Origin of the sequence: Streptomyces sp. ISL-96, from assembly GCF_018614035.1 — a bacterium.
In the GTDB taxonomy this organism is placed as follows: Bacteria; Actinomycetota; Actinomycetes; order Streptomycetales; family Streptomycetaceae; genus Streptomyces.
Genome location: NZ_JAGGPA010000032.1, coordinates 1 through 20843 on the forward strand (window position 1 = coordinate 1; position 20843 = coordinate 20843).

A 20843-nucleotide genomic window follows, 5' to 3' on the forward strand; every position below is an offset into this window, starting at 1 on the left:
GAATAAACCAACAGCGTCCGCACCGGTGAGGGCCCCTCGCCATGCAACGTCGTGCCGTCAGCGCTCTCGCACGCGCTCCACCCGCAGCTCCGGTGACCTGAGGATGTCCTTCTCGCAGAACCGGGACGTTACCCAGCGCTCGCCCGAGTACAGCTCGGTCTGATCGCTGTAGTACGGCGAAGACGGGTTCGACGACTGCGCGTAGGTGAGCAGCGTGCGCGCCACCGGACACCGGCCGCCGTCCCAGCCCACTGCCTGGATGTGGCTGGATCCGGTCGTCACGTCCGTGTAGCCGCCGCCCGCGGAGTCCCAGACGGGCTCGATCTTGTTCCAGATGCCGAGCGACTCCGTGCCGCCGTGGAGTGGGACGCGCTTCCCGTTCCGTACGACGAACTGGTGCTTGCCCAGCGGTGCGTCGAGCGTGATGCCCGCCGCCTTCAGCTCCGCCACCGCGCCGGCTAGGGCGGTCTCGAAGCCGGGTGCGGCCGTGTTGAGGGTATTCGGCGTACGCACCGGATCAGCCGCGGAGAACGGCACCTTCCACAGCTGCGCCGGAGACACGGACGCCACCAGCCTCCGCCAGAACCGGTCGAAGAGCAGCGCGCCCCTGCTGCCCGTGTTCACCGTCCTGTCCCATCGCCCCAAAACCTCGCACGCGTCCCGCAGATCCGGACGGTCCGCCGCCAGCGCCGTGCACCCCTTCGCCGCATCGGCCGCCGCCAGGTCACCCGCGGGCGCCCGGTTCGCGAACTGCTGCCGCTGGAGATCGCCGACCGTCAGCCCGCCCTTCTCCGCCATGGCCGACACGTCCTCGACCGCTCCGCGCGTGCGCATGGAGCGGGGAGTCGCGACCGTGCCGAAGATCCGCTCGTAACCGGTCAGCGGACGGTCCGCGTTGGTCAGCCAGGCGCTGTCGTTGGAATTGTTGGTGTACGGCGCGTCCCCCAGCGTCGGCATCTTCGACGGGCCGAAGATCCCCGGCTGCACCGCGTCCTTGTCCGAGCCCAGCGCGCAGTCCGTGCGCGACCCGTCCAGTACGGCGACCCCTGACGCCGGGTACGTCACCTTCCCGAGCGTCGTCGAGCAGCGCTGCGCCAGCTCGTCGGTGATCCTCGGCAGGACCTGCGACTGACTGAAGAACGAGTGCCCGGCGGAGTCCGCCGCGACGGTGTTCACCCAGGGCAGCCCCTGCACGCGGCGCAGGGTCTCCTGGATGTCGCGTGTGGAGCGGGACTTGGCGAAGCCGAGCGCGGTGTCGGAGCCCCGCATGTTGGCGGCGTTCGGGTCATTGAGGGCGTACGCCGTCGTCGCCGACCAGGGGAGTGGCAGCGAGGGGCCGAGCCCGGTGACGACCGGCCCGTAGCGGGTCCACCACTGGGACCGCGTGACCGGGGCCCCGCCCTTGACCGGCACGGACACCGTCCGCTTCGTCATACGCTCCGGCTTGCCGTCCACGAGATACGCCGTCGGGTCGGCCGGATCCAGCGTCAGCTGGTGGAGGTTGAGCGTGACGCCCGTCGCGACGGTGTGGCTCCAGGCCACCTTGTCGTTGAAGCCGATGTTGACCACGGTCGTGCCGAGCAACGAGCCGCCCGAGACGTTCAGTTCGCCCGGAATGGTCTGCTGCGACTGCCAGAAGCGCCGCCCGCCCTTCCAGGGGTAGTGCGGATTGCCCAGCAGCAGTCCGCGCCCGTTGGCGGTCGTCTTGCCGCTGAACGCCACGGCGTTGGAACCCATGTCGGCCTTGTCGGAGGCGAAAATCTCGCGCGCCGCACCAGCCGCCCGCTCCGGATCGACCGCGCCGACGGGCGCGGCGCCCGGCGGCGTCGCGGCCGTGATGCCGTCGATGCCGCGCCCCTGGCCGCCCAGGACGGAGACCGCGAACCCGCGCCTGGCGACGTCCAGCGGTGTCACCGGGCGTACCCAGTCGGCGTCCTTGCAGGCCGGGTCGGTGATGCGGTTCTGCTTGAGCCACGCGTTGTACCCGGCGGCCCAGCCGCGCATCGAGTCCTTGATCTGCCGGCTGGGACCGGCGGGGGCGGGCGTGGCGAGCAGCTTCTCGACCGTGCCGGCGTCCCGTACCCCGGCGAAGTACAGGTCGCTGGAAAGGTTCTTGGTGGCCGACGACAGTGAGCCGTCGGGCGCCGCGTCCGGGCCGAAGTGGCGCGAGCGCTCGCCGCGCACGGTCACGAAGCCGTCGGCGAGCGTGCACACCTGGTCGGCGGCCTGGGCCCAGCCGGTGCCGAAGCCGAGGTTCGCGTAGTCCTTGGCCACGATGTGCGGAATGCCGTGTTCCGTGTAGCGGATGAGGGCGGACAGTCCGCCGGACGAGGGATGCCGGTCACGGGACGCGGCATCGCTGGCTCCGGCGGTGGCCGGTGGCAGCCCGGCCGCGGCCGTGACGAGGGCTATTGAGGTGAGTGTGAGCTGTCTCAGGCGGGTGCGGAGGTGCAACGTGTCTCCCAAAGGGACTGCGGTGCAAGGTGGTTGGCAGTGTGGGCAAAGTGGTTGGCAGAGTGATTGGTCCATGCACGCAGCCGGGCGCGCTCATGTCAACATCCCGTTCGGTATCCAGCCGGATCCCGTCCTGTCCAGGGCCGTCCAGGCCCGTTCAGCCCCTTGACCCCGGTCAGCGCCGCGACCCAGGATCGCGCCATGACGACAGACGTACGCAGCAGCACAGTCGACGGGATCGTGCGCCGCAGCGCCCGCCGGACCCCGGAGCGCACCGCGCTCCGGTACTCCGGCCGCACCTGGACGTACGCCGGACTCGACGCGGCGGTGTCCACCGCGGCGGCGTGGCTGAGTGCCCAGGGCCTGCGGCCCGGCGACCGGGCCGCGTCGTACGGCCACAACTCCGACGCGTACCTGATCGGCTTCCTCGCCTGCGCCCGCGCCGGCCTCGTCCACGTCCCGGTGAACCAGAACCTCACCGGTGAGGACCTGGCGTACATCCTCGGCCAGTCGGGCAGCGCACTGGTCCTCACCGACCCGGACCTGGCCGGCCGCGTCCCGGAGGGTTTTCCCGTACGCCTCCTACGCGACGGCGACGGCGACGGCGGCGACGGTGACAGGGACGACTCACTGCTGCGCGCGCTGGACACACCGCAGCCGTTTACGCCCGAACGGGCCCCGCGGTCCGAAGACCTGGTCCAGTTGCTTTACACGTCCGGCACCACAGCCCTGCCCAAGGGCGCCATGATGACCCACCGGGCGCTCGTGCACGAGTACGTCAGCGCCATCGCCGCCCTGGATCTGAAGGCCGCGGACCGGCCCGTGCACTCCTTGCCGCTCTATCACTCCGCGCAGATGCATGTGTTCCTGCTGCCGTACCTGGCTGTCGGCGCCGAGAGCACCATCCTTGACGCGCCCGACGCGGCACAGATCTTCGACCTCGTAGAAGCGGGACGGGCCGACAGCCTCTTCGCGCCCCCGACCGTATGGATCGGCCTCTCCAACCACCCCGACTTCGCCACCCGCGACCTCGGGGCGCTGCGCAAGGCGTACTACGGGGCGTCGATCATGCCCGTACCCGTACTGGAAAGGCTGCGTACGCGCCTTCCGGGGCTCGACTTCTACAACTGCTTCGGGCAGAGCGAGATCGGCCCGCTCGCCACCGTCCTCGGACCCGACGAGCACGAGGGGCGGATGGAGTCGTGCGGGCGGCCCGTCATGTTCGTCGAGGCGAAGGTCGTCGACGAGAGCGGCAAGGAGGTCCCGGACGGTACGGCGGGCGAAGTCGTCTACCGCTCACCGCAGTTGTGCGAGGGGTACTGGGACAAGCCGGAGGAGAGCGCCGAGGCCTTCCGTGACGGCTGGTTCCACTCCGGCGACCTGGCCGTACGGGACGTGGAGGGGTATTTCACCGTCGTCGACCGAGTGAAGGACGTCATCAACTCCGGTGGCGTGCTGGTCGCTTCCCGGCAGGTCGAGGATGCGCTCTACACCCACCCCGGCGTAGCGGAGGCCGCGGTCGTAGGGCTCCCCGACGAGCGCTGGATCGAGGCCGTCACCGCCGTCGTCGTGCCGCGCGGCGAGGTGACCGAGGCCGAACTCCTCGCGTACGCCCGCGAGAAGCTCGCCCACTTCAAGGCCCCGAAACGGGTGCTGTTCGTGGACGAGCTGCCGCGCAACGCCAGCGGGAAGATCCTCAAGCGTGAGCTGCGGGACCGCTTCGGTTCGTTCACTTCGTCCGCAGATCCTCGATCCGCTTGAGCTTGCCCACCGACCGCTCCAGCGTCTCGGGATCGACGATCTCGACCCCGACCGAGACCCCGATGCCGTCCTTCACGGCGGTCGCGATGGCCGCCTCGGCTGCTGCCCGCTGATCCCCGGTGGCCGCCGCCCGCGCCTCCGCCCGTACGGTCAGCCGGTCCATCCGGCCCTCGCGGGTCAGCCGCAGCTGGAAGTGCGGGGCGACGCCGGGCGTACGCAGCACGATCTCCTCGATCTGGGTGGGAAAGAGGTTCACTCCGCGCAGGATGACCATGTCGTCGCTGCGGCCGGTGACCTTCTCCATCCGCCGGAAGCCGGGACGCGCCGTTCCCGGGAGCAGCCGCGTGAGGTCTCGGGTGCGGTAACGGACGACCGGCATGGCCTCCTTGGTGAGCGAGGTGAAGACCAGCTCGCCCTGCTCGCCGTCCGGCAGTACCTCGCCCGTGACGGGGTCGACGACCTCCGGGTAGAAGTGGTCCTCCCAGATGTGCAGACCGTCCTTGGTCTCCACGCACTCCTGGGCCACTCCCGGACCGATGACCTCCGACAGCCCGTATATGTCGACGGCGTCGATCGCGAACCGCTCCTCGATCTCGCGCCGCATCTCCTCGGTCCACGGCTCGGCACCGAAGATGCCGACTTTGAGGGATGTCGTACGAGGATCCACGCCCTGGCGCTCGAACTCGTCGAGCAGCGTCAGCATGTAGGAGGGCGTCACCATGACGACCTCGGGCCTGAAGTCCTGGATCAGCTGCACCTGGCGCGCGGTCATGCCGCCGGACGCCGGGATGACGGTGCAGCCGAGGCGCTCGGCCCCGTAGTGCGCGCCGAGGCCGCCGGTGAACAGGCCGTACCCGTACGCCACATGCACCTTGTGGCCGGGGCGGCCTCCCGCCGCGCGGATCGAGCGGGCGACCATGTCGGCCCACATGTCCAGGTCCCGTTCGGTGTACCCGACGACCGTCGGGCGGCCCGTCGTACCGCTCGACGCATGGATGCGACGGATGTCGGACTGCGGTACGGCGAACATGCCGAAGGGGTAGTTGTCACGCAGATCGGTCTTGACGGTGAAGGGGAAGCGGGCGAGGTCGGCGAGCGACCGGCAGTCGTCGGGACGCAGTCCGGCCTTGTCGAAGGACTGCCGGTAGAACGGGACGTTCTCGTACGCGTGTCGCAGAGTCGCCCGCAGCCGTTCCAGTTGCAGAGCGCCGAGCTCCTCGCGGCCGAGCTCCTCCGCGGCGTCCAGCAGAACCGTCATAAGTGACTCTCCATGACTCTCCCGTACCGACCGGACAACCGATCATTCGGTCGATCTTCTGTGGAGCCAGTAATCCAGGAGGCCGGTCGGGCGTCAAGAGGAGAGCATTGCTTTGAGCGCCCGGCAGTTGTAATGATCTTGGGCATGACGGCCACGCGAACATTCGCCGCGCACGACGGGACAACTCTCGCCTACCACCTCGTGGGTGAGGGCGAGCCGCTGATCTGCCTCCCCGGCGGCGCCATGCGCGCCTCCGCCTACCTCGGTGACCTGGGAGGACTCTCCGCGCACCGGCAGCTCGTCCTCCTCGACCTGCGCGGCACCGGCGGCTCCGCCGTCCCGGCCGACCCTTCGACGTACCGCTGCGAGCGGCTGGTCGCCGACGTCGAGGCGCTGCGCGAGCATCTGGGCCTGGAGAGCATGGACGTACTGGCGCACTCGGCGGCGGGCAACCTGGGCATGCTGTACGCCGCCGCCCACCCCGGCCGCGTCCGCCGCCTGGCGCTCGTCACGCCGACCGCGTGGGCCGCGGGGGTGCCGGTGACAGCCGAGGACCGGCTGGCGGCGGCGCGGATGCGAAAGGGAGAGCCGTGGTTCGAGGAGGCGTACGCCGCCCTCGACGCACAACTGCGCGGCGTCGACACGCCCGGCTCGGCGTACCCCTTCTTCTACGGACGCTGGGACGCGGCCGCCCGGGCGCACGCCGCGGCAAGCCCGCAGCAGCTCAACCAGGCGGCGGCAACGGTCTTCGCCACGGAAAGCACCTTCGATCCGCCGGCGACGCGCACCGCGCTCGCCGCGCTCGCGGCGCCCGTTCTCGTGCTCGCCGGGGAACGCGACGGCGTGCCCACCCCGGAGCGCGCCGCCGAGATGGCCGCCCTCTTCCCCGACGCCGAGTTGGCGGTCCAGCCCGGCGGCGGGCACTTTCCGTGGCTCGACGACCCGGGCTGGTTCGCCCGTACGGTCGGCGCCTTCTTCGACGCCGGGCTGCGGAGCGTACGGGTGAACGGCATCCGGATCGCGTGAGCGACTGGCCGGGCAGCTACACGTACCCCCGGATGCGCGACGACGTACGGGCGTTCCTCGCGGAGCTCAAGACGGCCGACTGTTACTGACGGGATGTCTAGCAATGCCGCGTACCGACTGGTAATAATCATGCTGCCGGACTGCCACGACCGCCCAGGAGGCTCACCTTGACCGCCACCGACCGTTCCGCGCGTCTTCTCGTGGGTCTCCTCGCCGCGGCGGGCGCCGCCCACGTCGTGGCGCCCAAGCAGTTCGACGCGATCGTGCCCGAGGTGCTGCCGGGAAGCCCCCGCGCGTGGACGCACGCGAGCGGCGTCGCAGAGCTGCTGCTGGCGGCGGGTCTGGCTGTGCCCCGTACGCGGCAGGTCAGCGCCGTCGCCGCCGCGTGCTTCTTCGCGGGCGTCTTCCCGGCCAACGTGAAGATGGCGTACGACTGGCGCCACAAGCCCGCCCCGCTCAGGGCCCTCGCCTACGCGCGGCTCCCGCTCCAGGTCCCGCTGGTGCTCTGGGCCGCCAAGGTGGGGCGGGACGCCGCCCGCTGACTCAGCGCCGGTGCGTGCGCGTGGTCTTGCGCCAGCCGAAGGGGCCGGGCAGATCCACCGAGGTGGTGCGGCGGCCCGTGCTGCTGGTGGTGCGCCGGGGGCCGTTCCTGCCGCCGGTGGTGATGGACCAGGAGCGGCGGTTGATGTTCAGCCGCACGCCCGGGAGGATCCGGAAGCTCTTGCGGAATGTGATCGGCATGTGTGACGTCCTTGTGGGATGGGAGGGGATTGGATGGGATGCGTTGCTGTACGGGTTTCCCGTCCGGCCCGCGCCATGCCACCCCCGCCCGCCCTGCCTGCCCGCCAAATCTCGCTGGTGGAACGGAAACTGGCCTGCTTAGTATCCGACCGTGACCACGCCGACGGACGAACCCGCCGAAACCCGCCCCCCGGCCGTCGTCCGGCGTCTCGTCCTGCTGGCAGAACGAGTGGCGTCGGGCCGCACGCCCGACGAGCGGGAACTCGCTGAACTGGCGGGGCTGATGGCGGGCCCCATGGTGGAGCCGCCGGAGGCGGCGCTCGCCCTGGCCGGGCTGTACGAGCGACTGGGGTCCCGCATCGGCGGACCGCCCGCGCTGGGGTGGCGTACGGCTGAATCGCCGGTAAAGGTACGGATCGCCTGGCTGCGCGCCGAGTTGCTCAACGAACCGGCGGTGGTGCGGCAGGAGCCTCCCGGCGAACTCCTCTACCAGGCCGTGCGGCAGGCGAGCATCACGAGTGCGCACCGGCCCACCCGCCTCGTGGCCGAACTGGCGGGCAGCGGCGACCCCGTGCTCCAGGCCGATGCGCTGCGCCTGGCCCGGCAGGGGCTGCACGCCGGACTGCTGGCCCCCGCGCTGGTCCGCGAACACCTGGTCGGCCTGCTCGGCGCCGAAAGTGCCGAAGTCGTGGCCGCCGCACTGGGCGAACTCACCCAGCCATGGGCCGCGCAGCACCCCTTGCCGCCTGTACTCCTGTCCCCCTTTCTCGCCCCCAGCCAGGCGGCCACACGTCCCGGAGTAGCCGACGCCGCGCTCGCGGCCGCTGCCCATCACGGTCACCGTGACGTACTGCGGCAGGCTGTCGGGGATCCGGACCTGCCGCCACGTCTTCGGCGGCGGGCCCTGGAACTGCTCGGTGACCTGGCCGAACGCGGCGACATCCGTGAACTGGCGACCGTCGCCGCACGGGACCCGTTGCTGCTCGGCGGGCCGGCGGTGACCTGCCTGCGCCGTCTCCACCGGCGCGGGCACTTCCCGGACGACCAGGCCGTCCCGTCCATCGTCGGCCTGGCGCTCGCCGACCACACGATCGCCCCGGACGACATCGCGACGGTCCTTTTCACCTGCCGTCAGGTGATGTTCCGGGTGCTGGTGGACGTGGCCGCCGACGATCCGAGCTGGCCCCGGCGGCTCGCCCTGCTGGTCGCCCTCGCCGGGCAGGGGCCGGGGGAACTGCCGATCGGGGAGGAAATCACGCGATTGCTTCCCCTGTCACCTTCACCCGGTCCTTTTCTCGACGCCATCCGTCAGCTGCGCCACGCCGATGCCGAAGAAGCCGTGATCGCTCTCCTGCCCTCGGCCCCCTTGGCGGCCCTGCACGCCCTGGAGGCCATGGGCGGGCACCGGACGGTTACGGCGCTGGCCGAAGGGCTCGGCCTGCCGCCGGACGGGGCGCCGTACCCCGCCGCGGGCGAGTGCATGATCGTGCCGCACCTTCGCGCCGTACGGAACCGGGCCCTTGAGGTCCTGTGGCATCTGAGTCACGATCCGCACCAGCGGCACCGCATCCTCGTCCGTCTCGACCCCGCCGATCTCCCGGCCCGCATCGCCACCGACCTGGGCGCCCCCGACGAACGGGAACTGGCCCTCCTCAGTTCCCACTTGGACCCGGACAAACCGGCGGAGGCCCTGTGCAGGCTGGCGGCCCACGGCGGCGCCGGCACGCTGCCGCTCATCGCCGACCTGCTGCTCGCCGTTGTGCGCGAGCTGGCGGCAGCCTCGGAGCCGGGCGGCGCAGGCACCCGCCCGCCCGCCGGTGGAGAGCCGGCCGGCGAACCCGCGGTGCCTCAGGAGGTGATTGACGCCCTGTACGCACTGGGCTGCCGCCTCCACGAGCGGGGGAAGATCAGACCGTCCTGCCTGCTCGACGCCGCCGATGTGCCGGAGGCCGGTCACGCCCTCGTCGCGAGCGTGGCGCTGGATCTGCTGGACCGGCCAGGGCTGTCCGGCGCCGAGCAGTCGATTCTGCTCGGCATGCTGCTAGCCGCCCCCGGCCCGCGCACCCGCCCGCGTGTGCACCGACTGCTGCGCTCCCATGACCGGCATGTGCGCAAGCGCGTCATCGCGCTGCTCGCCCAGGACACCACGGGAGACGATGCCCGGGCCTTGTCGGCGACGTTGATCACCCTGACCGCCGCCCGCGACATCCAGACCGTACGCCAGGCGCTCCTGGCTCTCGGTCATGCGCGGGCCGGCTGGGCCTCGGCCGCGATCGCCGCGTGTCTGAACCACCCGAACATGAACGTCAAAAAGACCGCCGCCGAGGTCCTGGCCCAGGCGGGCACATCGGCGGCGGCGCCCGCCCTGCTCTTCTGGCTCGGGCACCACGACAATCCGGGCCTGCGCGCCACACTCGTCAAAGCGCTGCGTGGCATCCTCGGCGCCGCATACGCCGCGACCCTCCTCGCCGCCGCAGAACGCGGCGAGGACAGCCGCACGCGCGAACTGCTCCTGGCCGGCCTCGACGGCGTACTGCCGGCGCGTTCGGTTCTCGCTCTGGACAGCCAGGCGTCACCGGTCGCACCGACGCTGCTCACCCTGGTGGCGGCCGGGCGGGTGGCTCTCGCCTCCGGGACGGTCGCGGATCTGGCGATACCGCTGGCCAGACACGGCATCACCGTACCCGCGGCCCGGAAACCGCAGCCGGACCCCGAGCCTGCACCGGACACAAACGGAACGGACCCCGAAGTCACGTCGCTGCTGACCGAAGGCTGGAACCCCTCGGTCGCGCTGCGCATCGCGGAGCGCCACGAGCCGCCGCACCCCGACCGCCTCCGGGAACTGCGGCCCATGCTGGCGGACTGGCTGCGCCTGGCGGCCTCCGCGCCCACCGTACGAAGCCGTGTACTGAAGCTCACGCTCCGGCTCTGCCCCGCACCGCGGTCGGCCGGCGAACTGGCGACCTTCGCCAGGTTCGTTCACGTCCTGCTCAACGGCCTCAGCGACGCCCAGGGCGGGAACGGTCACGACCTCGTCGCGCTACTCGAAGCGGTCGCGCCGATCCTGCCGGCCGTCGAGAAGCTGTCGGTGGCGGACGCGGTACGCGCACTGCCCGCCGAAGCTGCCAGCGGCCGGTCCGTTGTGCCGTTGCTGCGACGCTGTGGCGCGGTACTGGTCCGCACCGACCTCAACCGGGCCCTGGCCGCCGTACGGCTCGGCGCCAACCCGTGGCAGGCGGAGACGGCCGTACTGCGCGACGCTTTCGCCGTCCCGCGCCCACCAGTTCCTGCCGGGACAGACCCTGAGGCCGAGGCCGAGGCATGGCGGACCCGGCTGAGGGAAGCGGTACGTACGCCCGCCGGCCTGGAGGAATTCCGCCGCGATGCCGCAGTCGACGGCGCTCCGGGCTCCCGGGACCGGCTGAGCGCCCTGATCGACGCCTATGCGGCCGCCGGTCCGGACGTCCGCGACGCTCTCCTCGACTGGATGACGGTTCTTCAGCCCCTCGACGCACCGCCCTGGACCATCACGGAGACCCCCGGCACACCGGTGCCGCGAGTCGTGCACATTGACGATCTCGACCAGCCACGTTCGGGCGCACAGCGGGAGCGTCTGCTGGCCATGCTGGACGCCGCGACCCCGGACCGCCGGGACGCCGCCGCCCTGGCGCTCGCGAAGTGGCCGGAGCCCGAGATCGCCCGTCACGTGCTGCGAGCGTTTCTCCGCGGCCGTGCCACCGTGCCCGTCGACGCCGGTCTGGCCCGAACGCTGAACACCTTCAGCGAGACGGAACTCAGGAGCGACGACATCCTGCCCGACAGGGTGACCTTCGCGGCCCGGCGACTCGACGACCCGGAGGCCCTGCGGCCGCTCCTGCCCCTGCTGCTGCGATGGTGGGAGCACGGCCCGCCCGCCGTCCGCCCGGAAGCCGGACAAGCCCTGCACGGTGTCCCTGCTGACACGCTGGCGGCAGCCCTTGCCGATCGCCTCGACGCGGGCGCCCGAGGGCTCCTGGACCTGCTCGCCGGCCGTCCGGTGCTGCGCACTCCCCAACTGGACCGGGTCAACCGGCGGCTGCGCGCAGAAGGTCGCGACGACCTGGCGGACCGGCTCCGGTTCGTCGACGGCCCGCTGCGCGGCCCCGACGCCGAACAGCGGGACGCCGCCGTGCTGGCGGAGCTGCGCGAGCGCGCACGAACGGCGCCCGGCCCTGCGGACCGTCCGTCCCGGAAGGACCTCCTGCACCTGGCCCGGACAGGCGACGCCGAGCAGATACGCCGCGCACTCAACCGCCTGGCCGAGGAGCACCACGGGCCGGGCCCGGACCAGGACCCCGCGCTGCGGCTGCTGATCGGTGAGCTGCTGAAGCACCCGAGGCCCAAGGTCCGTCTCCACGCCCACCGGACCTCGCGGGCGATGCTCGACCGGCCGGCCCACCTGCACCACACGGCGGTCCTGCTGGACGACGCCCAGCCCGACGTGGCGCGCCTGGCCATCCGGACGCTCTGCCACGCCGCCTGGGAACCCGCGATCCCCACCGTGATCGACATGCTCCAGCACACACATCCCGTCGTCCGCAAGGCGGCACGCGAGGGACTGACCCGGATGGGCACGTCGGTCGTCCCTGCTCTCAGACACGCCGCCGACCACGCCCGCCCCGACAAACGGTCCCTCTATACGGCCCTCCTCACCCGGATCACGTCCGCCGACGACAGGCCCTAGGCGAGCCGAGTACGGCCGTTCAGTCCTGGGCCCGCACCGGACCCGTCGCCAGCACGGTCTCGACCGTGTCCGCCTCGGCGGCCGGCTTGTCCTCCCGGTAGCGCACCACGCGCGCGAAACGCAGCGTCACACCCTCCGGGTAGCGCGTGGACCGCTGAAGCCCGTCGTACGCGATCTCGACGACGAGTTGTGGACGTACCGTCACCACATGGCCGTTGTCACCGATCGCCAGCTCCAGCAGCCGCTGCGTCTGCCAGTCCAGCATCGCGTCGGTGAGGCCCTTGAATGTCTTCCCGAGCATGGCGAACGTACCGTCGGGCCGCCGTGCCCCGAGATGCAGATTGGAGAGCTTGCCGGTCCGCCTGCCGTGCCCCCATTCGGCGGCCAGAACCACCAGGTCGAGCGTGTGGACGGGCTTCACCTTGAGCCACGACGTGCCGCGCCGCCCGGCCTGGTACGGCGCGTCCAGCGCCTTGAGCACCACCCCTTCGTGGCCGCGCTCCAGCGTCCGCGCCAGGAAGTCCTCGGCCTGCGGCGCGTCGTCAGGGCCGGTCACCACCGTCCGGCGTACGCGCATCGGACCGGGCACCAGCCGTGCCAGCCGCTCGTACCTGTCCGCGTAGGGCAGGTCCAGGAGGACTTCGCCGTCGAGCGCCAGTACGTCGAAGAAGACGGGGGCCAGGGGAAGCGCCTCCCGCGCGGCCGCCACGTCGAGGCGGGAGCCGACGCGGCCCGCGATGTCCTGGAAGGGGAGCGGCCTGCCGTCCGGGCCGAACGCGATGACCTCGCCGTCGAGAATGAACGCATCACCGGTCAAGTCGGCGGCTACGGAGGTGAGTTCCGGTACGCGGTCCGTGATGTCGTCCAGGGTGCGGGTGAAGACGCGTACCCGGGTGCCGTCGCGGTGCACCTGCACCCGGATGCCGTCCAGCTTCTCCTCCACCGCGCACGGCCCCAGCTTGCCGACCGCCGCACCGACGCTCTGCCCGGGATGCGCCAGCATCGGCGGCACGGCGCGGCCGACCTGAAGGCTGAACTCCGCGAGCGCCGCGGGCCCTCCGGCCAGCAACGCCTGACCGACGGTCACCAGCGAACCGCCCAGCATCACCGCCCGCCGCACATCGGCGGCGGGCACCGACGCCGCCGCGGCCAGCCCTTCCGCCGCCAGCGCGTCCAGCGCCCCTTGCCGCACCTCACCCGTGAGCAAACCGAACAGGAACTGCTGCTCCTCGTCGGTCGCCGCCCCCATCAGCTCCCGCACCAGCCGCCGCCGCTGCGCCTGCGCGCCCGGCCCGGCGACGCCCGCGAACGCGGTCAGCGCGTCGTCCACCTCACGCACGGTCAGCGTGGGTTCGACGGCGGGCGTGACGGGCTCCCGCAGCAGGCTCCAGCCGGTCCCGATGCGCCCCTGGGGGAGGCGGCCCGCCAGATAGGGGATCACGATCGGTACGTCGTCGGGCCCGGCGCTGCGGAAGAGCTCCGCCAGCAGCGCGGTCTTGCGCGAGCGCGCGGACGTCGAGGCGATCTCCCGCGAGACGCGGGCGAGTGTGGCCAGCAGCATGCCTCCATCCTGCAACGCTGCCCGCCGTCCCGCCGTCCCGCCGTCCCGCCACCCCGCCCCCTCAGCCCTAAGGTCGGGCTGTGGCCCTCTTCCGTATCGAACGCCGAACGCCGCTCTCCGTCGACGAGGCATGGCGGCGCCTGACCGTGTGGGAAGACCACGCCGCCCAGGTCCCGCTCACCCGCATCACCGTCACCACCCCGCCGCCGACGGCCGCGGGGACGGTGCTCGTGGCCCGCACGGGCCTGGGGCGCCTCGGCTTCGACGACCGCATGGAGGTCGTGGCCTGGGATCCGCCGGAGAGAGGCGGCTCAGGCCATTGCCGGCTGGAGAAGCGGGGCGCGGTGGTTCTCGGGTGGGCCGAGATCGACGTACGCCCGGCTCCGGGCGGGGCCGTGGTCGTCTGGACCGAGGACCTGCGGCTGCGGGGGCTTCCCCGGGCGCTCGACGGGGTGATCGAGCGCGCGGGCCGACTGGTCTTCGGCCGGGCGGTCAAGGGCCTGATCGGTTACCGGCCCGGCCGATAACCGCCTTGCCGGACCGCCCGCCTTCTCCACCGCCGGGCCGGGAGGGCGAACGGCCGTGCGATCGGGTGACTCTTGCGGTCGGCCGACATGCGAGGGCGGCCGGGAGGTTAATCGTGCGGTCATGAACCTTCAGCCCATTCACGTGCACCGCGCCGGCACCCCGCGTGCCCGGCGTGTCCGTACTGCCGGCGTCCTGTACGTCGCGGCCGCCGCCGCGGCCGCCGCGCTCCTCAGCGGCTGCGGGAACAGCGGCGACGACAAGACGGCCCGCGCCGCCGCCGGGCAGCCGGACGTACAGCCGACCCCCTCGCCGAGCCCCACGGGCTCCCCCCGGCTCACCGAGGACCAGGCCGCGCGCAAGGACCTGGTCCCGACCGCCAGGGTGACGGCCGAGAAGGCGGCCGCCACGGCGGTGGGCGAGGTGCCGGGAAGCACGCTCCTGTCGATCGAGCTGAAGCGTGCGGCCCGTGGTGCGAGCCCCACGGCGAGCCCCACAGGCAGCCCGAGCCCAAGTCCCAGCCCAAGTCCCAGCCCGAGCCCCGGCGCCCAGCGGTCGGTATGGGTCGCGGAGGTCTCCGAGAAGGACGGCACGGAGCACACCGTCCGCATCGACGCCGCGTCCGGTGACGTGATCCGGACGCGGACCGACGCGGGTCAGGACGCCGACGACAAGGCGGAACGGGCCGAATGGCTCACCAAGATCAAGCAGTCTCCGGAGCAGGTGGCCAAGGCCGCCACCGACCGGAAGAAGGGCACGGTCACCTCCATGGAACTGGATGACGCCGACAGCGGTGACGTCATCTGGTCCGTCGAGGTAGTGACCACCGACGACTGGAACAAGTCCACGTTCGACATCGACGCGACGACCGGCGAGGTCCTGAGCGAGGACGTGGACCGCGACTGACGCGGTCGCGTCCCACCCCACTCGGGCGCGGTGGGCGGCCAGGCGGCCCTAACGGCCCCCGGAGCCCGCCGCGACGGTACGGGCCCACCGGTAGTCCGCCTTACCGCTCGGCGAGCGCTGTATCTCCGGGGTGATCACCATCTGGCGGGGGATCTTGTATCCCGCGAGCCGGGTCCGGCAGTGCGCCTGGATGGCGTCCAGGCCGGGGGCGTCCGCGCCCTCGCGCAGCTGCACCACGGCCGCCACCCGATTGCCCCACTTGTCGTCCGGTACCCCGGCCACCAGCGCGTCGTACACATCCGGATGGGACTTGAGCGCCTGCTCGACCTCCTCCGGGTACACCTTCTCGCCGCCCGTGTTGATGCACTGCGAGCCCCGGCCGAGCACGGTGACGATGCCTTCCTCGTCGACCGTGGCCATGTCACCCAGCAGCACCCACCGCTCGCCGCCCGCCTCGAAGAACGTCTCGGCGGTCTTCTTCGGGTCGTTGTAGTAGCCCAGCGGGACATGCCCGCGCTGCGCGATCCGGCCCACCTCGCCGGGTGCGACCGGGGCGTACGTCGCCGGATCGACCACGGCGGTACGGGAGTTGACGCGCAGCCTGAACCCCTTGCCGGGACCCGAGTCGTCCGTCGCCGTGCCGTTGAAGCCGGACTCCGAGGACCCGAAGTTGTTCAGCAGCATCACATTCGGCACCAGCGCCTGGAACTCCTCGCGCACCGTCTCCGACATGATCGCGCCCGACGAGGAGACGCTGAAGAGGGATGAGCAGTCAGTGCCCTTCATCGGGCCGTTCATCGCGTCGATCAGCGGCCGCAGCATCGCGTCGCCGACCAGAGACACGCTGGTGACCTTCTCCTTCTCGATCGTACGCAGCACCTCCTGCGGCGCGAACTTCCGGTGGATGACCACGCGTTGGCCGAAGAAGAACCCGATGAACGCGGTGAGCGTCGACGTGCCGTGCATCAGCGGGGGAGTGGGGAAGAACGTGATTCCGTCGCCGCCGGCCGCCACCCGCTCCGCCAGCTCCTGCGGGGACTTCACCGGCTCCCCGGTCGGCGCGCCGCCGCCGAGCCCGGCGAAGAACAGGTCCTCCTGGCGCCACATCACCCCCTTCGGCATGCCGGTCGTGCCGCCGGTGTAGATGATGAACTGGTCGTCGGTCGAGCGCGGCCCGAACCCCCGCCCGGCCGCACCCGACGCCTCGGCCTCCGCGAAGGGCACCGGCAGGACCGCGGGCTCCGGCGTGCCGCCGGCCGGCGTACCGACCCGTACGAGATGCCGGAGCTTGTCCGTCCGCGGCAGGGCGGCCGCGACCCGCTCGGTGAACTCGGCGTCGAAGACCAGCGCCACCAGGTCCGCGTCGCGGTAGAGGTAGACCAGTTCCTCCTCGACGTAGCGGTAGTTGACGTTCACGGGAACGACCCGCGCCTTCAGGCAGGCCAGCACGGTCTGGAGGTATTCGATGCCGTTGTAGAGGTGCAGCCCCAGGTGCTCCCCCGGCTTCACGCCCGCTTCGATCAGATGGTGGGCGATGCGGTTGGCCGCCGCGTCCAGCTCGGCGTACGTGAGCCTGCGCTCCGCGCCCGTACCGGGATGGTCGGCGTACACGAGCGCCTCACGGTCCGGGACCGCGTCGACGACCGACTCGAACAGGTCGGCAAGGTTGTACTCCACCGTTCCTCCTGACCCAGGCTGCGGAATTCTCATCAGAGCAAAGGGCGCCACAAGTGGGAAGGGGCTGCGCCCGATAAATCTGACTGACTGTCAGAAAGCTATTGAAGTGGGCGCCGCCCTACTGCAACCTGTTCTCGTTCCTGAGACAGGAGGCAGTCACATGGGTGGCGGTACAGAACACCTCACCGTGCGGCGCGAAGGTGCCACGCTGGTGCTCACCTTGAACAGGCCCGAGGCGAAGAACGCGCTGTCGCTGCCGATGCTGGTAGGGCTGTACGACGGCTGGCTCGCCGCCGACGCTGACGACGAGATCCGCTCCGTCGTGCTGACCGGCGCGGGCGGCGACTTCTGCGCCGGGATGGACCTCAAAGCCCTCGCGGGCGACCGGGGGATGGGCGGCGACCAGTACCGCGACCGTATGAAGGCGGACCCCGACCTCCACTGGAAGGCGATGCTGCGCCACCACCGCCCCCGCAAACCGGTCGTCGCCGCCGTCGAGGGGTACTGCGTGGCGGGCGGTACGGAGATCCTCCAGGGCACCGACATCCGCGTCGCCGGACAAAGCGCCACCTTCGGCCTCTTCGAGGCCAAGCGCGGCCTGTTCCCCATCGGCGGCTCGACGGTACGCCTGCCGCGCCAGATCCCGCGCACGCACGCCCTGGAGATGCTGCTCACCGGCCGCCCGTACCCGGCGGCGGAAGCGGAACGCATCGGACTCGTCGGCCATGTCGTCCCCGACGGCACCGCTCTCGACAAGGCCCTCGCCATCGCCGGGCAGATCAATGCCTGCGGCCCGCTCGCTGTCGAGGCAATAAAGGCGTCGGTGTACGAGACGGCGGAGATGACCGAAACCGAAGGCCTGGCCGCCGAACTCAAGCGTGGCTGGCCCATTTTCGACACCGCCGACGCGAAGGAGGGCGCCCGCGCCTTCGCCGAGAAGCGCGATCCCCTCTACCGGCGCGCCTGAGAAGGAAGCCTGAGAAGGAGCCGTACATGCCCGAAGTCCTCAGTGCCCCGCTCGTGGTCGAGTTCCCCTTCACCCGCTCCCTCGGCCCCGTACAGAGCGCCTTCCTCACCGGCCTTCGCGAGCGCACCGTCCTCGGCGTGAAGACCGCCGGCGGCGGGGTCCTCGTGCCGCCCGTCGAGTACGACCCGGTCACCGCCGAAGAGATCCGCGACCTGGTCGAAGTCGCCCCCACCGGCACCGTCACCACCTGGGCCTGGAACCCGGCCCCGCGCCGCGACCAGCCCCTCGCCACCCCCTTCGCCTGGGTCCTGGTGAAGCTCGACGGCGCCGACACCGCCCTCCTGCACGTACTGGACGCGCCGGGCCCCGACGCCGTACGCACCGGAATGCGCGTCCGTATCCGGTGGGCCGCCGAATGCACGGGCGCCATCACCGACATCGCCTGCTTCGAGCCGTACGAGAGCGAGAACAGCGGACCGGCGGCCCCGCACGACGGCAGCTTCGCCGACCCCGTCACCGGCATCACCGCCCCCGCCCGCCTCGACTACACGTACAGCCCCGGCCGCGCCCCCACCGACTACATCAACGCGCTCGCCGAGCAGCGCACCGTCGGCGAGCGCTGCCCCTCCTGCCGCAAGGTGTACGTCCCGCCCCGCGGCGCCTGCCCCACCTGCGGCATCGCGACCGCCGAGCGGGTCGAGGTCGGCCCGCGCGGCACCGTCACCACCTTCTGCATCGTCAACATCAAGGCGCGCAATCTCGACATCGAAGTCCCGTACGTCTACGGGCACATCGCACTCGACGGCGCCGACCTGGCCCTGCACGGCCGGATCGGCGGCCTCCTGTACGACCAGGTGCGGATGGGGCTGCGCGTCGAGCCGGTGTGGACCGAGGGCGGCCGCTACCCCGACCACTACCGGCCCACCGGCGAACCGGACGCAGACTACGACGCGTACAAGGAGCTGATCTGATGCGCGAGATCGCGATCGTGGCCTTCGCGCAGACGGATCACCTCCGCCGCACCGACGAGCTCTCCGAAGTCGAGATGCTGATGCCGGTGCTGCACGACGTGCTCGGGCGGACCGGCCTGAAGACCAGCGACATCGACTTCACCTGCTCCGGATCGTGCGACTACCTCGCGGGCCGCGCCTTCTCCTTCACCATGGCCCTCGACGGCGTCGGCGCCTGGCCGCCGATCTCCGAGTCCCATGTGGAGATGGACGGCGCCTGGGCGCTCTACGAGGCCTGGGTCAAGCTCCTGACCGGCGAGGCCGACACCGCGCTCGTCTACGCGTACGGCAAGTCCTCGCCCGGCGAGCTCCGCGACGTACTCACCCGCCAGCTCGACCCGTACTACGTCGCCCCCCTCTGGCCCGACTCCGTGTCCCTCGCCGCTCTCCAGGCGCGGGCGCTGATCGACGCGGGCGACACGGACGAGCCCGCCCTCGCGGCGGTCGCGGCCCGCAGCCGCAGCGCCGCCTCGGCCAATCCGCACGCCCAGCTCGGCGGAGCCGTCCCCGCAGGTGATTACCTCGTACAGCCGCTGCGTACGGGCGACTGCCCGCCCATCGGCGACGGCGCGGCCGCGGTGATCCTGGCCGCGGGCGACACCGCGCGCCGGCTGTGCGAGCGGCCCGCCTGGATCCGCGGCATGGACCACCGCATCGAGGCGCACAGCCTGGGCGTACGCGACCTCACCGACTCCCCGTCGGCCCGGCAGGCGGCCGAGCGCGCCGGAGCCTTCGACCGGCCCGTCGACACCGCCGAACTGCACGCGCCTTTCACCTCCCAGGAGGTCGTCCTGCGCAAGGCCCTGCGACTCGGCGGTGACGTGAACGTCAACCCGTCCGGCGGGCCGCTCGCCGCCAACCCCGTCATGGCGGCCGGACTCATCAGGCTCGGCGAGGCAGCGGCCCGTATCCACCGCGGACAGTCCGACCGGGTGCTCGCGCACGCCACCTCGGGGCCCTGCCTGCAACAGAACCTCGTCGCCGTCCTGGAGGGGGAATGATGACCAAGGAGCCCGTCGCCGTCGTAGGCATCGGCCAGACCAAGCACGTAGCCGCCCGCCGCGACGTCTCCATCGCCGGTCTCGTACGCGAAGCCGCCCAGCGGGCCCTGGACGATGCCCAGTTGACATGGCCGGACATCGACGCCGTCGTCATCGGCAAGGCCCCCGACTTCTTCGAGGGCGTCATGATGCCGGAGCTCTACCTTGCGGACGCGCTGGGCGCCGTCGGCAAGCCCATGCTCCGCGTCCACACGGCGGGCTCCGTCGGCGGGTCCACTGCGCTGGTCGCCGCCAACCTGATCGCCGCCCGCGTCCACGGCACGGTCCTCACCCTCGCCTTCGAAAAACAGTCCGAGTCCAACGCGATGTGGGGCCTGTCCCTGCCCGTCCCGTTCCAGCAGCCGCTGCTCGCCGGGGCCGGGGGCTTCTTCGCGCCGCACATCCGGGCGTACATGCGTCGCAGCGGCGCACCCGACACCGTGGGCTCCCTGGTCGCGTACAAGGACCGCCGCAACGCCCTCAAGAACCCCTACGCCCACCTCCACGAGCCCGACATCACTCTTGAGAAGGTCCAGGCCTCCCCGATGCTCTGGGACCCGGTCCGCTACTCCGAGACGTGTCCCTCCTCCGACGGCGCGTGCGCGATGATCCTCACCGGTCGGGCCGGCGCCGCCCGCGCGCCGCACCCGCCCGCCTGGGTGCACGGCGGCGCCATGCGCAGCGAACCCACCCTCTTCGCCGGCAAGGACTTCGTCTCCCCGCAGGCGGGCAAGGACTGCGCCGCCGACGTCTACCGCCAGGCGGGCATCACCGATCCGCGCCGGGAGATCGACGCCGTCGAAATGTACGTGCCCTTCTCCTGGTACGAGCCGATGTGGCTGGAGAACCTGGGCTTCGCCGCCGAGGGGGAGGGCTGGAAGCTCACCGAGTCCGGCGCCACGGAACTCGACGGCGACCTGCCCGTGAACCCGTCCGGCGGTGTCCTGTCCACCAACCCCATCGGCGCCTCCGGCATGATCCGCTTCGCCGAGGCCGCCCTCCAGGTGCGCGGACAGGCCGGAGAGCACCAGGTCGACGGCGCCCGCAGGGCCCTGGGCCACGCCTATGGCGGCGGCGCCCAGTTCTTCTCCATGTGGCTGGTCGGCACCGAACCACCCGCCGGCTGAGAGCCGCCGCGGCCTGTCCGTCGGCGGGGACGATCGCTAGGCTGACCGGCGGACGACGAACCGGGAG

Annotated in this window: 15 protein-coding genes; 10 read left to right on the forward strand and 5 right to left on the reverse strand. The window is 71.6% G+C overall.

The annotated features are described in order from the left end of the window. Positions 1 to 57: 57 nt before the first annotated feature. Positions 58 to 2454 (reverse strand): penicillin acylase family protein, encoded by a 2397-nt coding sequence (locus J7E96_RS20890; RefSeq protein WP_215133181.1) that lies wholly within the window; start codon positions 2452 to 2454, stop codon positions 58 to 60. Positions 2455 to 2655: 201 nt separating this feature from the next. Between J7E96_RS20890 and J7E96_RS20895 the strand changes: the two genes are divergently transcribed. Then, the gene (locus J7E96_RS20895) at positions 2656 to 4215 is read left to right on the forward strand and encodes an acyl-CoA synthetase (RefSeq protein ID WP_215133182.1); all 1560 of its coding nucleotides are present in this window, start codon (positions 2656 to 2658) and stop codon (positions 4213 to 4215) included. Here the strand turns inward: J7E96_RS20895 and paaK are convergent. Continuing rightward, complete coding sequence (paaK, locus tag J7E96_RS20900; RefSeq protein WP_215133183.1) at positions 4184 to 5473, reverse strand: phenylacetate--CoA ligase PaaK; 1290 nt, start codon at positions 5471 to 5473, stop codon at positions 4184 to 4186. The genes J7E96_RS20895 and paaK overlap by 32 nt on opposite strands. A gap of 144 nt (positions 5474 to 5617) precedes the next feature. Here paaK and J7E96_RS20905 point away from each other — a divergent pair, with 144 nt between their 5' ends. Both J7E96_RS20905 and J7E96_RS20910 read left to right on the forward strand, forming a co-directional pair. Next, a complete protein-coding gene (locus J7E96_RS20905) occupies positions 5618 to 6499 on the forward strand; it encodes an alpha/beta fold hydrolase (protein WP_215133184.1) in 882 nt (293 codons plus the stop codon). A 167-nt stretch (positions 6500 to 6666) separates the two neighbouring features. Next, positions 6667 to 7041, forward strand: a complete 375-nt coding sequence (locus tag J7E96_RS20910) for a DoxX family protein (RefSeq protein ID WP_215133185.1) — start codon at positions 6667 to 6669, stop codon at positions 7039 to 7041. A 1-nt stretch (position 7042) separates the two neighbouring features. Here J7E96_RS20910 and J7E96_RS20915 read toward each other — a convergent pair whose 3' ends face one another. Continuing rightward, on the reverse strand, positions 7043 to 7240 hold the full coding sequence (locus tag J7E96_RS20915) for a DUF4236 domain-containing protein (protein WP_214972726.1): 198 nt from the start codon (positions 7238 to 7240) through the stop codon (positions 7043 to 7045). A 151-nt stretch (positions 7241 to 7391) separates the two neighbouring features. On the opposite strand from J7E96_RS20915, the gene J7E96_RS38495 reads away from it, so the two are divergent. Then, complete coding sequence (locus J7E96_RS38495) at positions 7392 to 11963, forward strand: HEAT repeat domain-containing protein (RefSeq protein WP_215133186.1); 4572 nt, start codon at positions 7392 to 7394, stop codon at positions 11961 to 11963. A gap of 19 nt (positions 11964 to 11982) precedes the next feature. On the opposite strand, the gene J7E96_RS20925 is transcribed toward J7E96_RS38495, so the two are convergent. Beyond that, positions 11983 to 13524 carry an ATP-dependent DNA ligase gene (locus J7E96_RS20925; protein WP_215133187.1) on the reverse strand — a complete coding sequence of 514 codons (1542 nt, stop codon included), beginning with the start codon at positions 13522 to 13524 and terminating at the stop codon, positions 11983 to 11985. Between the two features lie 80 nt (positions 13525 to 13604). On the opposite strand from J7E96_RS20925, the gene J7E96_RS20930 reads away from it, so the two are divergent. After that, entirely contained in the window at positions 13605 to 14051 is a 447-nt protein-coding gene (locus J7E96_RS20930; protein WP_215133188.1) for an SRPBCC family protein, read from the forward strand. 121 nt (positions 14052 to 14172) lie between these two features. Continuing rightward, on the forward strand, positions 14173 to 14955 hold the full coding sequence (locus J7E96_RS20935; protein WP_215133189.1) for a PepSY domain-containing protein: 783 nt from the start codon (positions 14173 to 14175) through the stop codon (positions 14953 to 14955). 48 nt (positions 14956 to 15003) lie between these two features. Here J7E96_RS20935 and J7E96_RS20940 read toward each other — a convergent pair whose 3' ends face one another. Continuing rightward, a complete protein-coding gene (locus tag J7E96_RS20940) occupies positions 15004 to 16632 on the reverse strand; it encodes an acyl-CoA synthetase (protein WP_215133190.1) in 1629 nt (542 codons plus the stop codon). A gap of 160 nt (positions 16633 to 16792) precedes the next feature. On the opposite strand from J7E96_RS20940, the gene J7E96_RS20945 reads away from it, so the two are divergent. From J7E96_RS20945 to J7E96_RS20960, 4 genes are read left to right on the forward strand one after another with little or no spacing between them, the layout of a single operon-like run. After that, positions 16793 to 17599: a crotonase/enoyl-CoA hydratase family protein gene (locus J7E96_RS20945; protein WP_215133191.1), complete on the forward strand. Its 807-nt coding sequence runs from the start codon at positions 16793 to 16795 to the stop codon at positions 17597 to 17599. A 26-nt stretch (positions 17600 to 17625) separates the two neighbouring features. After that, positions 17626 to 18570 (forward strand): Zn-ribbon domain-containing OB-fold protein, encoded by a 945-nt coding sequence (locus tag J7E96_RS20950; RefSeq protein ID WP_215133192.1) that lies wholly within the window; start codon positions 17626 to 17628, stop codon positions 18568 to 18570. Next, positions 18570 to 19610, forward strand: coding sequence for a thiolase domain-containing protein (locus tag J7E96_RS20955; protein WP_215133193.1), 1041 nt, complete (start codon positions 18570 to 18572; stop codon positions 19608 to 19610). The genes J7E96_RS20950 and J7E96_RS20955 overlap by 1 nt, the downstream gene beginning before the upstream one ends. Next, positions 19610 to 20776, forward strand: coding sequence for a thiolase domain-containing protein (locus tag J7E96_RS20960; protein ID WP_215133265.1), 1167 nt, complete (start codon positions 19610 to 19612; stop codon positions 20774 to 20776). Before J7E96_RS20955 ends, J7E96_RS20960 begins: the two co-directional genes overlap by 1 nt. Positions 20777 to 20843: the final 67 nt, after the last annotated feature.

Excerpts from the sequence above, each read along its gene's own strand:
- J7E96_RS20905 (WP_215133184.1), top strand. The coding sequence starts at position 5,618 with ATGACGGCCACGCGAACATTCGCCGCGCACGACGGGACAACTCTCGCC.
- paaK (WP_215133183.1), bottom strand. The coding sequence starts at position 5,473 with ATGACGGTTCTGCTGGACGCCGCGGAGGAGCTCGGCCGCGAGGAGCTC.
- J7E96_RS20935 (WP_215133189.1), top strand. The coding sequence starts at position 14,173 with ATGAACCTTCAGCCCATTCACGTGCACCGCGCCGGCACCCCGCGTGCC.
- J7E96_RS20895 (WP_215133182.1), top strand. The coding sequence starts at position 2,656 with ATGACGACAGACGTACGCAGCAGCACAGTCGACGGGATCGTGCGCCGC.
- J7E96_RS20915 (WP_214972726.1), bottom strand. The coding sequence starts at position 7,240 with ATGCCGATCACATTCCGCAAGAGCTTCCGGATCCTCCCGGGCGTGCGG.
- J7E96_RS20955 (WP_215133193.1), top strand. The coding sequence starts at position 18,570 with ATGCGCGAGATCGCGATCGTGGCCTTCGCGCAGACGGATCACCTCCGC.
- J7E96_RS20960 (WP_215133265.1), top strand. The coding sequence starts at position 19,610 with ATGACCAAGGAGCCCGTCGCCGTCGTAGGCATCGGCCAGACCAAGCAC.
- J7E96_RS20925 (WP_215133187.1), bottom strand. The coding sequence starts at position 13,524 with ATGCTGCTGGCCACACTCGCCCGCGTCTCGCGGGAGATCGCCTCGACG.
- J7E96_RS20950 (WP_215133192.1), top strand. The coding sequence starts at position 17,626 with ATGCCCGAAGTCCTCAGTGCCCCGCTCGTGGTCGAGTTCCCCTTCACC.
- J7E96_RS20945 (WP_215133191.1), top strand. The coding sequence starts at position 16,793 with ATGGGTGGCGGTACAGAACACCTCACCGTGCGGCGCGAAGGTGCCACG.